Consider the following 14084-nt stretch of genomic DNA (forward strand, 5'->3'; position numbering starts at 1 on the left):
CCTACGCGGCGAGGTCCTTGGCGGCGGGCGAGCCGTCATCGGAAGCCTCAGAACGAGGCGCGGGCACCCCGGCCCCGGAACCGGCATCCGCACCCGCATCCGCACCCAGGCCCTCACCATCGGGGCCGCCCAGGCCGTCCCGCTGCACCCCCCGAGCCCGGACCAGCCAGCCAAGGCGCCGCGTCCCCGCGACCGCCGTGACGACCGGCGTGAGCAGCCACATGGCGACCGGCGCGAGGAGCAGCGCGACCGCCGTGCCGAGCGCGAACCCGCCCACGACGTCCGTCGGGTAGTGCACGCCCATGTAGACCCGGCAGAAGCCCTCGACGAGCGCGAGCCCGATCCCGATGAGCCCGAACTTCCGGTGTGCGACGAAGAGTCCGACGCCCAGGGCCATGGCGAGCGTGGCGTGGTCGCTGACGAACGAGAAGTCCGTCTTGCCGTCGACCAGGACCTCGAGCCCCTGGTGGTCCTTGAACGGCCGCGGCCGCTCCACGAACCCCCGGATCGGAATGTTCACGAGCACCGCGATCCCGGCCGCGAGCGGCGCCCACACGAGCGCGGCGAAGGACGCCTCGGCGTCGTCCCGGCGCCGCACGGCGTACCAGCACCAGAGGCCGAGCAGGACCATGCCGAGCAGCAGCCCGTACTCACCGACGAAGCCCACGACGCGGTCGACCCAGGGCGGGGCGGACTTGGCGAGGCCGTTGATGTCGTAGAGCAGCCCGACGTCAGGACCCGACCCGGAGGTCGCCCCGGAGGTCTCTGGTCCAGCCATGATGCGCGGCCCCTTGTCATGGTGCTTGTCGCGGTGCGAAGGATCGGTTCCGTACGACGGAATCCCATCGGCGTACGGCTGTACGGACAAGGGAACGTCCAGCGACCGGGACCGGGTTCCGTACTCGACCGAAAGATCACCCAGACGTTATCGAAGAGAGATTCATCGCCCCAGCTCACCCCATGGCTTCACGCCACGGAAACCGGCGACCGATCACCGGCCACCAATCATCGGCCACCGGCCACCGGCCACCGATCACCCCATGGCGAGCGCCTTCGCCCCGTCCTCGGTGACCCGGGTCGCCCCGAAGTAGTCCGGGGTGTCGATCGGCGTGAACCGGATCACGGCCCCGGTGCGCGGAGCGTCGATCATGTATCCGCCGCCGACGTAGATCCCCACGTGCCGGATGGCCCGGGAATTGGTGAGGTCGTCCGAGAAGAACACCAGGTCCCCGGGGAGGAGTTCAGCCCGTGTGGGATGCGGCCCGGCGTTGTACTGATCATTGGCGACCCGCGGCAACGTGACCCCGACCGATTTGTACGCGGCCTTGGTCAGCCCCGAACAGTCGAACCGGCCACCGTCCTCAGGCGTCCCGTCCCCGCCCCAGAGGTAGGGCTCCCCGAGATGCTCCTGCGCGAAGTGAATGGCCCCGGCGGCCTGACGGGAGGGGTCCACGCGCCCTACCGGCTTGGCGAAGCTCTTCGACAGGTCGGTGATCGTCTTTACGTAGTTCTGCGTCTCGCGGTACGGGGGGACGCCGCCGTACTTGATGACGGCGTAGGCGCCCGCGTTGTACGCGGCGAGCATGTTCGAGGTCGCGTCGCCCGGGGCGTCCTTCACGTAGCCGGCCAGTTTGCAGTCGTACGACGCGGCGGAGGGAATCGCGTCGGCCGGGTCCCACACATCCCGGTCCCCGTCCTGGTCGCCGTCGACCCCGTGCGTGGCCCAGGTCCCGGGGATGAACTGCGCGATGCCCTGCGCCGCCGCGGCGCTCTGCGCCTTAGGGTTCCAGCCGCTCTCCTGGTACAACTGCGCGGCGAGCAGCGCGGGGTTGATGGCGGGGCAGAGGTTCCCCCACTTCTGTACGAGCGGTTGGTACGCGCTGGGAACAGCCCCCTTGGCCAGGCCGACGGTGCCCTTGCCGACGCCACCGGCGAGGTTCCCGGCGACCACGTACGTACCGACCACGAGCAGCCCGAGAAAAGCGGCGAGCCCGGCAACGGCGGAGGACCCCACCACCACGGCCTTACGCACCGTCAACCACCCCTGGTTCCCTGACGTTTCTTGGCACTCCGCGCTCGAACTGCCGCTCCGCCGACGCGCCGCGCGTCCGCCGACCGCTCCGGGCAAGCGGCACCAAGTCTAAGGACCTAGGGGGCTTCGTCCCAGGGCACCAGAACACCCCGCTCCACGAGCCTGCGCACCTCCCGCAGCGCCGCCTCCGTCAGCCGCGTGGGCGGCGCCCCGGAGCTGCCGGACCCCTGCGCCCCTCGGGACGTCCCGGACTCCGCCGCGGGCCCCGAAAGACGCGCGATCTGCTCCCTGAGCCGGAACCCGCGCCCCGCCCCGCCCACCAGCGCCACCGCCAGCGGCGAGACCTCGTCACGCCAGTTCAGGCCGCCGCCCGGCACTTCGAGCAGCTGCCGCTGAAGGCCCCACCCGGCGGCGTCCCCCTGCCCGGCCCGATGCGTGGCCCGCTGCCACAGCACGACCCCCTCCCCGACCGCGAACCGCTCCCCGAGCAGGTCCCGCCCGCGCAGCCACTCCTGCCGCGCGAACCAGTCGGCGACGTGCCCGGCCCCCAAGGCACCCGCGTTGACGCCCAGTTGCTCGACCCGTACGACGGAGTCCTCGGTGCCGGTCCGGCGTACGGACACCGTCCCACCGCCGACCGCCTCGATCTTCTGGTCCTCGAACCAGCGGAGCCAGGTCTCGCGTTGCCCGGCGCACTCCTCGCCCCCGGACTGGTCGAGCCAGTGCTCGACGTACGCCCGTACCTCGGTCCGCTCCTGCTCGACCACCCACGCGTCGAGCCCGGCCCCGGGCGGCAGCCAGGAGGCGACCCGTTCCTGCCAGTCCTCACCGGCGACATGCGCCCAGTTCGCACGGAACTGGAGATGTCCGCCCTCGGTCAGCAAGTCGGCCGCGGAACCGGCGAGTTCGGCGCACACGGCGTCGCCGGGCCGTCCCGAGTCGCGGTACAGGCAGTGCACGGTTCCGGGCCCCACGGCGTACGGCGGATTACTCACAACAAGATCGAACCGCCGCCCGGCCACGGGCTGCGCCAGATCACCGAGCCGTACGTCCCACTCGCACTCATTGAGCGCGGCCGTGGTCGCGGCGAACCGGGCGGCGCGCGGCGACAGATCGGTGACGGTCACGTGCTCGGCCCGCTCCGTGAGCGGCAGCGCGAGCACCCCGCACCCGGTCCCGAGGTCGAGCGCGGAGCCCACGGGGTGCGTGAGCGTGGCCCGCTGCAGCGCCACGTCCGCCGGGCCCACCGGCAGCACATGGTCGGGCCGCCGGTCCGCGGGATCGCCGCGCAGAAACGTCGGGAAGTCCGAGACGACCCACCATCTCTCGTACGGCGCGAGATGCGCCCAGGAGCGGACGAACCCGTCCCCGGCGTTCTCCAGTAGGGGCACGACCTCCCGCTCCACCACCGCGAGCGGAACGGGGTACCCACAAAGGAAGAGCTGGATCAGGACCGCGAGCGGATCGTCCTCTCCTAGGACCCGGAGCACCGGTCCGGGCTCGTAGTGATTGAGCGCCTGCGCCGCCACGCGCCCGACCCGGGCGACGATTCCGTCCCGGGTGTATCCGTGCCGTTCGAGGGCGTCGCGCAGGGCGGCAATCTCGTCGGGGCCGAGCAGGGATTCAGTACTACCGCTGGTCATCGTCATGTCAGAGTTGTCGGCCCGGGCCCGCGAACGCTGAACCCTTACCCACTGCTTTCCCGCCAATGAGGGATCCGGGTGAACTGGCGTTGCTATGCGGCGCGTTATCGCGTACGAGCGCCGGGCCCCTGCTAGTCGCGCGACCCCCTGCCGGACCGGCCCCGCCCGGGACACCGAGCACGGCGTCGCGATACCGCCAGCTCACCGCGGCCTGCCCGTCAGCCCGTGTGCCCTACGTGCTCGATGTGCAGGGCCACTCGCCGTCCCTCCCAGCGGCTTCGCGGAGCGCCCGGCGCGCGTCCACGTGCGCGACAGGAGCGGCGGCGGTCCCGAGAGCCCGGTCGCGCTCCAGCCGCGCGACGGCCAGGGCATCTTCAAGATCTTGCAGCTCCACGGGAGAGATCAGTACGGCTGCGGGGCTGCCCCGGTCGATGAGCGTGATGTGCTCGTGCTGAGCAGCGCGACGGACGAGCTCACCGAGGCGCGTGCGGGCTTCGGTGATCGTGTATGTACTCGGCATGCCACTACTGTGCAGCGACCGCCCCGGGCCTCGCCGCCGAGTGCCGACGAGGCGAGGCGGCGGCCGCAATGGACCGCCGCCGTGGCTGCTCCCTCAGCCTCAGTGAGTCAGCGGGCGCGAGGGGCGCCCCGTGACCTCGTCGATCTCTCCATGTGCCTTGCTCAACAGCTGGGACGACAGGTCCATCAAGGCCCGCGCCCCGGAAATCTCCTCACCCACCCGCAACTGCTCCGGGTCGGAGGGGTGCCGCATCGCATAGCCCTTTGCTCTCATCTCGGTACCGTCCGGGAGCCTGAGCAGAGCGGCCGCACTGGTGCGGTGACCTTGTTCTTCGAACTCCATCTCCACATGCCATCCGGCGAGCGTGGTCATACCGGATCACCTCCCAGGGGGGATCCCCTACTCCCCCCAGGGTCTCTCTCACCCGCCCGCCCCGCTACCCCCAGCCCGCCCCACCACATTCGGCCCAGAGCAGCTTCCCGGGCCCGCCCCCCATCCCGTCACCGAGCGTGTACGCCCCCCACCGGTCCGCACACATCCCGACCAGGAAGAGCCCGCGCCCGCCCTCGTCGGTATCCGGCACGGCGACGGGCACACGCTGCTCACGAAAGGGAGCGGGAATCTCGGGATTCGTGTCCCACACGCTGACCCGGACACGTCCGGGCGCCATCGCCCGCGTGCGGAGCGTGTACGTCCCGAGCAAGTGCAGGTGCGCGTTCGTCACCATCTCACCGGCCAGAAGCTCCGCGGTGTCCGTCAGCTCCGCCATACCGTGGGTGTCGAGCACGGCCCGGAGGGTCGTACGGGCGACACCGGGGGCCCGGGGGTCGTGGGGGAGTTGGAGGGCGTAGGCCCAAGGGGCGGATACCGTTGTCACGGTAAGTCTCCGATCTTTTGGGGGAGTTGGCTGCGATACCTCCAAGGCAGCGGCGAGCGACATAAAGTATTTCCCGTTACGGGAATCGCATGAGGTTTTACCTCGTGTGGGTGACAAGGAGTTGAGCGATGGCCCCCAAGACCGCCACCTCTGTCCGCCGACTCAGGCTGGGGACGGAGCTGCGCAGGCTGCGCGAGCGCGCGGGGATGTCCGTCACCGAGGGCGCCCGTCAACTCGGCGTCAGCCAGGCCCAGCTCAGCAACATCGAGGCCAGCCGATTCGGCGTCAGCCCCGAGCGGCTGCGGGCCATGGCGCGCATCTACCGCTGTTCTGACACGGCGTACGTCGACGGGCTGATCGGGCTGACATCGGAGCACAAGGGCGGCTGGTGGGGAACGTTCCGCGAGATCCTGCCGACCCCGCTTCTCGACATCGCCGAGCTGGAGCACGATGCCACTCAGCTCCGATCCGCAAACACCGCCCACATCCCCGGGCTACTGCAGATCACCGACCACGCACGCGAGATCTTCCGTCAGGTGGTCCCCGAGTTCACCCGCACCGAGATCGAGCACCGCGTAAGCCACCGACTCCAACGCCAAGCGGTGCTGGACCGGGAGGACCCTCCACCGTTCCTCGCGATCATCCACGAAGCCGCCCTGCGCGTCCCCGTAGGAGGCCCCTCGGTAGCCAAGCGGCAGCTTGAGCACCTGATCGAGCAGAGCCAGCGCGAGCACATCGCAGTCCAGGTGATCCCATTCGCGATCGGCGCCTACCCCGGCTCCGGCCAGACGATCTATTACGTGCACGGCCCAGTGCCCCAACTGGACACGGTCTTCCTGGACCAGTCACACGGACCGGCACTCGTCGACGCCGAAGCTCAGCTGGACGCGTACCGCATCCTCCTGAGCCGCATGACCAGCGTGGCTCTGAGCCCCTCCAAGTCCCGAGACCTCATCCACCAGCTGACCAGAGACCTGTGAAGGAGTCCGCGATGTCAACGCGCGCCTGGCAGAAGTCCTCCTACTGCGGCCAGGGAGAGTCCTGCATTCACGTAGCCAAGGGCCCGCAGAAGTCCACGTACTGCCAAGAGGGCGATGCCTGCGTACACGTCGACGCAACGACGAATGGAACCGTCCTGCTAACCGAGAGCAGCGACCCCACCGGCGCCGTCCTCACCACCGACCCCGCAACCTTCGCCACCCTCCTGGCCCACCTCAAGGGGACCGGGGACTCCCCCGGCATAGACATCACACACGCCCCGACCGGCCAGGTCGTACTCGACGGCACCGTCACCACCACAGAGGACAAGTGGCACGCCTTCACCCTCGGCGCACGCGCCGGGGAATTCGATCACTTCGCTGCTGACTGAGCGTCAGCCTTCGTTGCCCGGCGTCACTCCTCGTGATACACAGAGTGAACATACGTACCTCTGCATACATGCGTACGAAACCCGCCAACGAATGACGCTGAGTGGACATACTCCGGCGGAAATCTCGGCGAGAATGGGCAGTGACCTCTGCACAACCGCAGGGGCACAGAACTACCCAATAGGGGCGGTGAGTTACAGATGCTTCTGGCGGCCGAAAAGGGCGACATCACCACCATCATCGGCGGGATCGCCCCGGACTGGGGGCCCTTCGGGAGCCTGGGCAGCGAGGCGCGCGTGATGATCGAGGTCGTGATGGCGATCGCCATCCTGCTCTGCCTCGGTATCGCGATCTGGGGCGCGGCCAAGCAGCGCATCGGCGCGACGGCCCTGCGCGACACCTTCAGTGCCGAGCAGGGCAAGGGCCTGATCATCGCCGGGCTGACCGGCGTCTTCATCATCGGCTCGCTCGGCACGCTCTTCACCATCGTGTACGGGATGGCCGTGTAGTCCCCTGATGCCCACTCACCACACCGCGCGTACGCGGAGACCAGCAGAGCTACCGTCGTACAACCACTACGCGATTCGGCAACTGCTCAAGGGGGCGTACGCGGCATGAGTCTCGGCGACGAGGGCACGGACGTGGGCGGCGCGGGCCAGACCCGCACGCGGCTTCCGGGCGGCGACGGCGGGGTGTACGGCAGCCCGCGCAGACCCGCGCGGTCGTCCTCGCGCAGCCTCGTCACCGTCGTCGGCGTGATCGTCCTGCTGATCGCGGCGATCGCGTTCGCGAACCGGGGTGGTGACGGGGGCTCAGCAGGAAAGGAAACCCGCGCGGGCGGCCCGGGCGCGGCCGCCCCGACGGCCCCCACCGGCAAGAACCCGGTCTCCTCGGGCTTCGCGCACGACCGGCAGGGGGCGGAGAGCGCGGCGGCGAACTATGCGGTGGCGCTGGTGTCCGCGGACATCCTGAAGCCCGCGCTGCGGCCCGACATCGTGCAGTCCGTCTTCGTCACCGACAAGGTGTCCGGGCTGCAGGCCAAGCTCGACAAGGCGTACGACAGAGCGTTCCTGGAGAAGGTCGGCCTGGACGAGTCCGGGAATGCCCCGAGAGGCAAGACGTACGTCTCGCGCACCGCCCCGATCGGCTCCAAGGTCACCTCGTACGCGGACAACAACTCCGCGACCGTCGAGGTCTGGTGCACCGGCGTCTTCGGCATGGCGGGCGAGGACTCGACCAACCCCGTCACGAGCGACTGGTTCACGATGACGCTGAAGATGCGGTGGACCGACGGCGACTGGAAGGTCGAGAGCTTCTCACAGAAGGAGGGACCGGCCCCGGTCAACGGCGACAACCGTGCCTCCACCGCCGACGACATCGCCAAGGCCGTTGAGCAGTACGGAGGGTTCACGTATGCCCGCTAACACCCGACGCCGTGCCCTCCCGCTCGCCGCCACAGTGGCCGCCGTCCAGACGGCCGCCGTGCTGCTCGCCTCCCGCGCGTACGCGGCACCGGAGCCCGACAAGAACTGTGACCTCATCGTCGGCCCCGCCAAGGAGTACTGCGAAAAAGGAAAAGAAGCCGGAAGCGGCGGAGCCACCCCCAACAACCCCGCCGAAGACGCCCTAGGCACCCTCGACCCCCTCACCTCCCTCGCCAAGGGCTGTGCCAACGCCGCCGCCTGGACCGTCGACAAGCTGAGCGCCGCCGTGAAGGAGACCGCCGAGGTCGACTTCACGAACGACACGTTTCTGAAGCAGTACGCCGTCGTCTTCGCCGCCTCGACCATCCTGACCCTGCTGCTCTGGCTGCTCGCCGTCGCCAAGCGGGCGGTACGCGGCGTGCCGCTCACCACCGCGCTCAGCGAGGCCGTCGGGTTCCTGTGGCTGACGGTCCTCGCCTCCGCCTTCACGCCGCTGATCCTCTACACCATCGTCTCCGCGACCGACGGGGTCACCGACGTACTCGCCAAAGCGACGGGCAATCAGACGGACACGTTCTTCGGCACCTTCGCCGAGGCCCTGAAGAAGGGCGAGGACATCGGCGGCGGGCCGATCATGCTGATCGTCGTCTCGCTCGTGTCCATCCTCGCGGCCGGAGTGCTCTGGCTCGAGCTGGTCATCCGGGCCGCGCTGCTGTACGTGGGCGCGCTGCTCGGGACCGTCGTCTACGCGGGGCTCGTGGACAAGAACCTCTGGTCGCACGTGCGGCGCTGGGCCGGGATCATGATCGCGGTGATTCTGGTCAAGCCGGTGATCGTCATTGTGCTCGGGCTCGCCGGGGCGCTCTCCGCCGAGGACGGGCCGGACGCCTTCTCGGCCGTCGTGTCCGGCCTCGCCATCATCCTGCTCGCCATCTTCGCCTCGGCGATGATCTACCGCTTCGTGCCCGGGTTCGGGGACGAGATCGCCGCCGGACGGAACAACCGCATCATGCAGAGCGCCGAGGGCAAGGCCGCGGCGGTCATCAGCTCCCCGGCGGCGCTCGTCTCGCAGGGCATCAAGACGCACAGCGGCCGCGGGCACGGCGGCGACGACAACGGCGCGCAGAGCAACAGCGGCGGGCGGCCCGCGAACCCCGCCTCCGGTGGCGTCGCCGCACACAGCAACCGGGGTGCCTCGCCCTCCTCGAACGGCGGCGGAACTGTCCCCTCCACCGCACCCGCACCCCGCAGCAGCGGCAGCAGCGCGGCCAGCGCCGCCCACAGCGCACGGACCTCGCGCAGCACCGGCACATCAGGCACCGCAGGCACAGGCAAGAGCAACCGCACGGGAGGTGAAGGGCGTTGACGACCCAGTCCCATGTGTCCCATCCGGTCACGCCCCGCCGCACATATCTGATCGGCCGCGCCCGGCCGAACGCGATCGTCGGCAAGAATCGCGAGACCGGCGAGATCGCGCTGATCATCGCGGGCGGCTTCCTCGGCATGATGTGCGGGCTCCTCGTCCCCGTCCTGTCCCTGCGGATCGTGCTGCTCATGGGCTTCCCCATGCTCGCGCTCGCCGCGGTGTACCTACCGTTCAAGGGCCGTACCTTCTACCGCTGGTACGAGATCAACCGCAGCTACCGGCGCCACCTGCGCCAGGGCGCCGTCTACCGCTCCGCCGCCCCCGAGGCCGGAGTCCGCTTCGACGGCCGGGAGGTGGAGATCGGGCCGCCGCCGGGGATCGGGCGGATCACCTGGCTCGCGGCGCCGTTCGGCCCGGACGAGATCGCCGTACTGCTGCACGCCGACCGCCGTACCGTCACCGCCGCGATCGAGATCGAGGGCCCGGGCGTCGGGCTGCGGGACAGCGAGGACCAGGAAGCCCTCGTCGACCGCTTCGGCACACTGCTCAAGCACGTGGCCAACGGCGACGGCTTCGTGACCCGGCTCCAGATGCTCGCCCGTACGCTCCCCGCCGACCCGGACGCACACGCCAAGGACGTGGCCGTACGCGGTGACGACCGGGCGCCGGGCTGGCTGCGGGAGTCGTACGACCAGCTCCAGTCCATGGTGTCGACGAGCAGCGAGCAGCACCGCGCGTACCTGGTGGCCTGCATGCACTACACGCGCGAACTCGCCGCCGAGGCCGACGCGATGGCGCGCGCCATCCGTCCGCAGTCCGGCCGCAAGGTGGACAAGGACGCGGGCCTCGCCGTTGTCATGGCCAGGGAATTGACCGATATCTGTTCGCGGCTTCAGGAGGCCGACATCCGGGTCCGCCAGCCGCTCGGCCAAGGTCGGCTCGCCTCCCTCGTGCACTCCATGTACGACCCGGACCACCCCATCGACCACATCCAGGCGATGACGAAGCGGAACGCCTGGCCCGCCGAGCTGGACGCCATGGAGCCGACGTACCTCCAGGCCAAGACCCGCGAGTCCGCGACCCGCGCGCCCTGGTGCCACGCCACGGCCTGGGTGAAGGAGTGGCCGATGACCCCGGTGGGCGTCAACTTCCTCGCGCCGCTCCTGGTCCATACCCCGGACGTGATCCGCACGGTCGCGGTGACGATGGACCTGGAGCCGACGGAGGTCGCCATCGAGCGGATGCTCACCGAGAAGACCAACGACGAGGCGGAGGCCAGCCGCCAGGCCAAGCTCAACCGCACCGTCGACCCGCGCGACGCCGCCGCCCACTCCCGCCTCGACCAGCGCGGCGAGGACCTGGCGAGCGGCGCGGCCGGGGTGAACCTGGTCGGCTACATCACGGTGTCGTCCCGCTCCCCGGAGGGCCTGGCCCGCGACAAGCGGACGATCCGGGCCTCGGCCGGAAAGTCGTATCTGAAGCTGGAGTGGTGCGACCGCGAGCACCACCGGGCGTTCGTGAACACCCTGCCGTTCGCGACCGGCATCCGACGCTAAGACGCCAACGGGAGAAGAAGGTAGAGGCGCCAGGCCCATGCGAGACCCGCTGTCCATGCTCACCGACGCCTTCACCTCCTTCCTGTTCGGAAAGGTGGAGACGACCCGCCTGCCCGTGCGTACGTCCACGGGCCAGGCCCAGGCCGTCTACCTGCCCACCGCCGCCCCCGGCCTCGGCGACTCCGGCGTGATCATCGGCCGCGAGGTGTACAGCGGCAAGGGCTACGTCTACGACCCGTTCCAGCTGTACGGGCAGCAGCTCCCGGCCCCCCACTGGCTGGTCCTTGGCGAGTCCGGCAACGGCAAGTCGGCCCTGGAAAAGACGTACGTGCTGCGGCAGTTGCGCTTCCGCGACCGCCAGGTGGTCGTGCTCGACGCACAGGGCGAGGACGGCGTCGGCGAATGGAACCTGATCGCCCAGGAGCTGGGTATAACGCCCATCCGCCTGGACCCGACGGTCGCGCTGGACACGGGCATCCGCCTGAACCCCCTGGACCCCGCGATCACGACCACGGGCCAGTTGGCGCTGCTCCGCACCATCATCGAGGTGGCCATGGGCCACGGCCTCGACGAGCGCTCCGGCTTCGCGCTGAAGGTGGCCCACGCGTACGTCAACGAAACGATCGTCGAGCGCCAGCCGGTCCTGACCGACATCGTCGAGCAACTCCGCCACCCCGAGCCGGAGTCCGCGGAAGCGATGAACGTCGCCATAGAGGACGTACGGGCCTGGGGCCTGGATGTGGCGCTGGTCCTGGACCGCCTGGTCGACGGCGACCTGCGGGGCATGTTCGACGGCCCGACAACGGTCGGCATCGACCTGGACGCCCCGCTGATCGTCTTCGACCTCTCCCACATCGACCGCAACTCGATCGCGATGCCGATCCTGATGGCCATCGTGGGCGTCTGGCTGGAACACACCTGGATCCGCCCGGACCGCAAGAAGCGCATCTTCCTGGTGGAAGAGGCCTGGCACATCATCAACTCTCCTTTTGTTGCGCAGCTTTTCCAACGGCTGTTGAAGTTCGGGCGAAGGCTGGGCCTTTCTTTTGTGGCGGTGGTCCACCACCTGAGCGACGTGGTCGACGGCGCGGCGGCGCGAGAGGCGGCGGCGATCCTGAAGATGGCGTCGACACGGACGATCTACGCCCAGAAGGCCGACGAAGCCCGAGCGACGGGCCAGGTCCTCGGCCTGCCCCGCTGGGCGGTCGAGATCATCCCGAGCCTCACCCCCGGCATCGCGGTGTGGGACGTCAACGGCAATGTCCAGGTGGTCAAACACCTGATCACAGAGATGGAACGCCCCCTGGTCTACACCGACCGCGCCATGACGGAGTCCTCGGCCCCGGGCGAACACGCGGAGGACGACCTGATGCTCGCGGCGGAGAAGGAGGCGGAGGAACGGGCCGCCCGGATGGATGAGTTGAACGGCCGGGGCGGCGGGTCTGCGGAGTCTACGGTGGCGTGAGATGCGGCAAACGGTGGCGTGAGATGCGGCGATACGAGGATGGGCGCGGGTACGGGAACGGGCACCCTGAGCGGCGGGATGGCGAGGGCCGCCAGGGTGGCGGAGGCGCAGGGGGCTCCGGGGGCGCAGGGGGCTCCGGGGGCGGCATCCCGGACGGCCTGCTGGTCGGCATTCTGGTGTTCCTGCTCGGCCTGACCCTCCTGGTCTGGACGGCAACGGGCCTGGCGGGCCTGTTCGCGAAGGGCGCCTGGCCGGACGCGGTAACCATCCAGAACACCCCCCTGGCCATGCGCCACTTGATCGCAGAACCGCACGACCTGCCGGGAGCGTGGACAGCCACACCGGCGGAACAGCTCTCCGGGTACGGCCTCTTCTGGGGCTTGTTCATCGGCCAGTTGATGGTCCTGCTGGTTCTGACGATCTTTGTCCTTGGGACGGCAGCTCGGTGGCGGGCTGTGCGGAGGGTGCGCAGGGCGCGGCGTGAGAAGGCTGCGGGTGCCGATGCTGATGCGGCTGTCGCACCTGTCGATCCTGTCGATCCCGCTCCCGCTGTGGGCCGTCGTTCCGCAGGGCGGAACGGGTGGGCACAGCCCACGTCGCCGAGTGCGCCAAAGGACGACCTACGGGACCCCGTTGCCGAGCACGCGGAAGCCGAGGGCACCCCGGCTCAGGCCACGGCAACCGAACCGACGGAACCTGAGCGGACGGTAACCCCACCCGTGACGGTCCCAGCCCCCCGTACCCCCCTCTTCCTCGGCGACGCCACCTCCCGCAGAGCCCCAGCCACCGCCGCCATCCTCGACGCCGAATCCGCCGCCCTCATCCTCACCTCCGACCCCACCCTGTGGACGGACACCAAGGACGCAAGAGCCAAGCTCGGCCCCGTACTCCTCTACGACCCCACACACCGCTGCGACACCCCCGCCCGCATGCACTGGAGCCCCACCTCCGGTTGCGAGGAGAAGAGCACAGCCGCGGCAACGGCGGCGGCCCTCCTCGCTCCGGTACGCCCCACCGCGAAGCTGGACGCGGCCACAGCCAACACCGCCGAGACGCTCCTCCGCTGCTATCTGCACGCCGCCGCCGTGGACGGCCGCGGCGTCAAACACGTCCACCGCTGGGCCCAGGGCAACCAGGTCCAGGAGGCGGTACGCATCCTCCGTACCAACACGAAGGCAGCCGCAGGAGCCGCAGGCGAACTGGAAGCAGAACTCACGGCACACCCCGAACGCCGAGACGTGGCCCAGGAGTTGACGGCCCGAGCCCTCTCCTCCCTCTTCTCGGTCCACATCCGCGAGGCATGCACCCCCAACCGGACAGACACCCTGACGCTGGATTCCTTCATCAGCGAAGGGGGCACGCTGTACGTGGTGGGTGAACCCATCGAGGACCCCAAGGCGAAGCCCGGCGCGATGCCTCTCCTGACGGCCCTCGTCTCCAGCGTGGTCGAGCGCGGCCGGCGCATGGCCGAACGGTCATCCTCCGGCCGACTCGACCCACCAATGACGCTCGTCCTGGACGACGTCGCCGCGGTGGCTCCGCTCCCCCAGCTCCCGGAGCTACTGACCACCGGAGCGGACCGGGGCCTCCCCACTCTGGCCCTGCTCCGCTCCCGAGCCCAGGCCCAATCCCGCTGGCCCCACAGCGAACTGCCCGCCTGAAAGGCGGTTTGGTGGGCTGGCGTGAAATGATCCAGAAATGCAGAAAGCCCCGTGCCATCGGCACGGGGCTTTCCCCACAATTAGTTCGGCGGCGTCCTACTCTCCCACAGGGTCCCCCCTGCAGTACCATCGGCGCTGTAAGGCTTAGCTTCCGGGTTCGGAATGTAACCGGG

Annotated in this window: 14 protein-coding genes and 1 rRNA gene; 8 read left to right on the forward strand and 7 right to left on the reverse strand. The window is 69.6% G+C overall.

Annotation, left to right across the window (positions count from 1 at the left end):
* Window position 1 precedes the first annotated feature (1 nt).
* The 6 genes from ACWD10_RS30320 to ACWD10_RS30345 form a co-directional block, all read right to left on the reverse strand.
* Entirely contained in the window at window positions 2-778 is a 777-nt protein-coding gene (locus ACWD10_RS30320) for a phosphatase PAP2 family protein (protein WP_451096660.1), read from the reverse strand.
* 255 nt (window positions 779-1033) lie between these two features.
* Window positions 1034-2032 carry a C40 family peptidase gene (locus ACWD10_RS30325; RefSeq protein WP_451096696.1) on the reverse strand — a complete coding sequence of 333 codons (999 nt, stop codon included), beginning with the start codon at window positions 2030-2032 and terminating at the stop codon, window positions 1034-1036.
* Between the two features lie 116 nt (window positions 2033-2148).
* Complete coding sequence (locus ACWD10_RS30330; RefSeq protein ID WP_451096662.1) at window positions 2149-3681, reverse strand: methyltransferase; 1533 nt, start codon at window positions 3679-3681, stop codon at window positions 2149-2151.
* 226 nt (window positions 3682-3907) lie between these two features.
* Window positions 3908-4195, reverse strand: a complete 288-nt coding sequence (locus ACWD10_RS30335) for a type II toxin-antitoxin system Phd/YefM family antitoxin (protein ID WP_451096664.1) — start codon at window positions 4193-4195, stop codon at window positions 3908-3910.
* Between the two features lie 99 nt (window positions 4196-4294).
* Window positions 4295-4567 carry a DUF1876 domain-containing protein gene (locus ACWD10_RS30340; protein ID WP_451096666.1) on the reverse strand — a complete coding sequence of 91 codons (273 nt, stop codon included), beginning with the start codon at window positions 4565-4567 and terminating at the stop codon, window positions 4295-4297.
* A 64-nt stretch (window positions 4568-4631) separates the two neighbouring features.
* Window positions 4632-5072, reverse strand: coding sequence for an ATP-binding protein (locus ACWD10_RS30345; protein ID WP_451096668.1), 441 nt, complete (start codon window positions 5070-5072; stop codon window positions 4632-4634).
* Between the two features lie 128 nt (window positions 5073-5200).
* On the opposite strand from ACWD10_RS30345, the gene ACWD10_RS30350 reads away from it, so the two are divergent.
* The 8 genes from ACWD10_RS30350 to ACWD10_RS30385 all read left to right on the forward strand — a co-directional run bounded on the left by ACWD10_RS30350 (window position 5201) and on the right by ACWD10_RS30385 (window position 13911).
* Entirely contained in the window at window positions 5201-6052 is an 852-nt protein-coding gene (locus ACWD10_RS30350; protein ID WP_451096670.1) for a helix-turn-helix domain-containing protein, read from the forward strand.
* Between the two features lie 11 nt (window positions 6053-6063).
* Window positions 6064-6441 (forward strand): DUF397 domain-containing protein, encoded by a 378-nt coding sequence (locus tag ACWD10_RS30355; protein ID WP_451096672.1) that lies wholly within the window; start codon window positions 6064-6066, stop codon window positions 6439-6441.
* 198 nt (window positions 6442-6639) lie between these two features.
* The gene (locus ACWD10_RS30360; protein ID WP_451096674.1) at window positions 6640-6948 is read left to right on the forward strand and encodes a hypothetical protein; all 309 of its coding nucleotides are present in this window, start codon (window positions 6640-6642) and stop codon (window positions 6946-6948) included.
* Window positions 6949-7053: 105 nt separating this feature from the next.
* Window positions 7054-7863: a hypothetical protein gene (locus ACWD10_RS30365; protein ID WP_451096676.1), complete on the forward strand. Its 810-nt coding sequence runs from the start codon at window positions 7054-7056 to the stop codon at window positions 7861-7863.
* Window positions 7853-9229, forward strand: a complete 1377-nt coding sequence (locus tag ACWD10_RS30370) for a hypothetical protein (protein WP_451096678.1) — start codon at window positions 7853-7855, stop codon at window positions 9227-9229. The genes ACWD10_RS30365 and ACWD10_RS30370 overlap by 11 nt, the downstream gene beginning before the upstream one ends.
* Window positions 9226-10785: an SCO6880 family protein gene (locus ACWD10_RS30375; protein ID WP_451096680.1), complete on the forward strand. Its 1560-nt coding sequence runs from the start codon at window positions 9226-9228 to the stop codon at window positions 10783-10785. The genes ACWD10_RS30370 and ACWD10_RS30375 overlap by 4 nt, the downstream gene beginning before the upstream one ends.
* A gap of 37 nt (window positions 10786-10822) precedes the next feature.
* Window positions 10823-12250, forward strand: a complete 1428-nt coding sequence (locus ACWD10_RS30380; protein WP_451096682.1) for an ATP-binding protein — start codon at window positions 10823-10825, stop codon at window positions 12248-12250.
* A 23-nt stretch (window positions 12251-12273) separates the two neighbouring features.
* A complete protein-coding gene (locus tag ACWD10_RS30385; RefSeq protein ID WP_451096684.1) occupies window positions 12274-13911 on the forward strand; it encodes a type IV secretory system conjugative DNA transfer family protein in 1638 nt (545 codons plus the stop codon).
* Between the two features lie 83 nt (window positions 13912-13994).
* Here ACWD10_RS30385 and rrf read toward each other — a convergent pair.
* Window positions 13995-14084: ribosomal RNA gene (rrf, locus tag ACWD10_RS30390) — 5S ribosomal RNA — on the reverse strand; the annotation flags it as partial.

This window comes from Streptomyces sp. NPDC002851, from assembly GCF_053591935.1.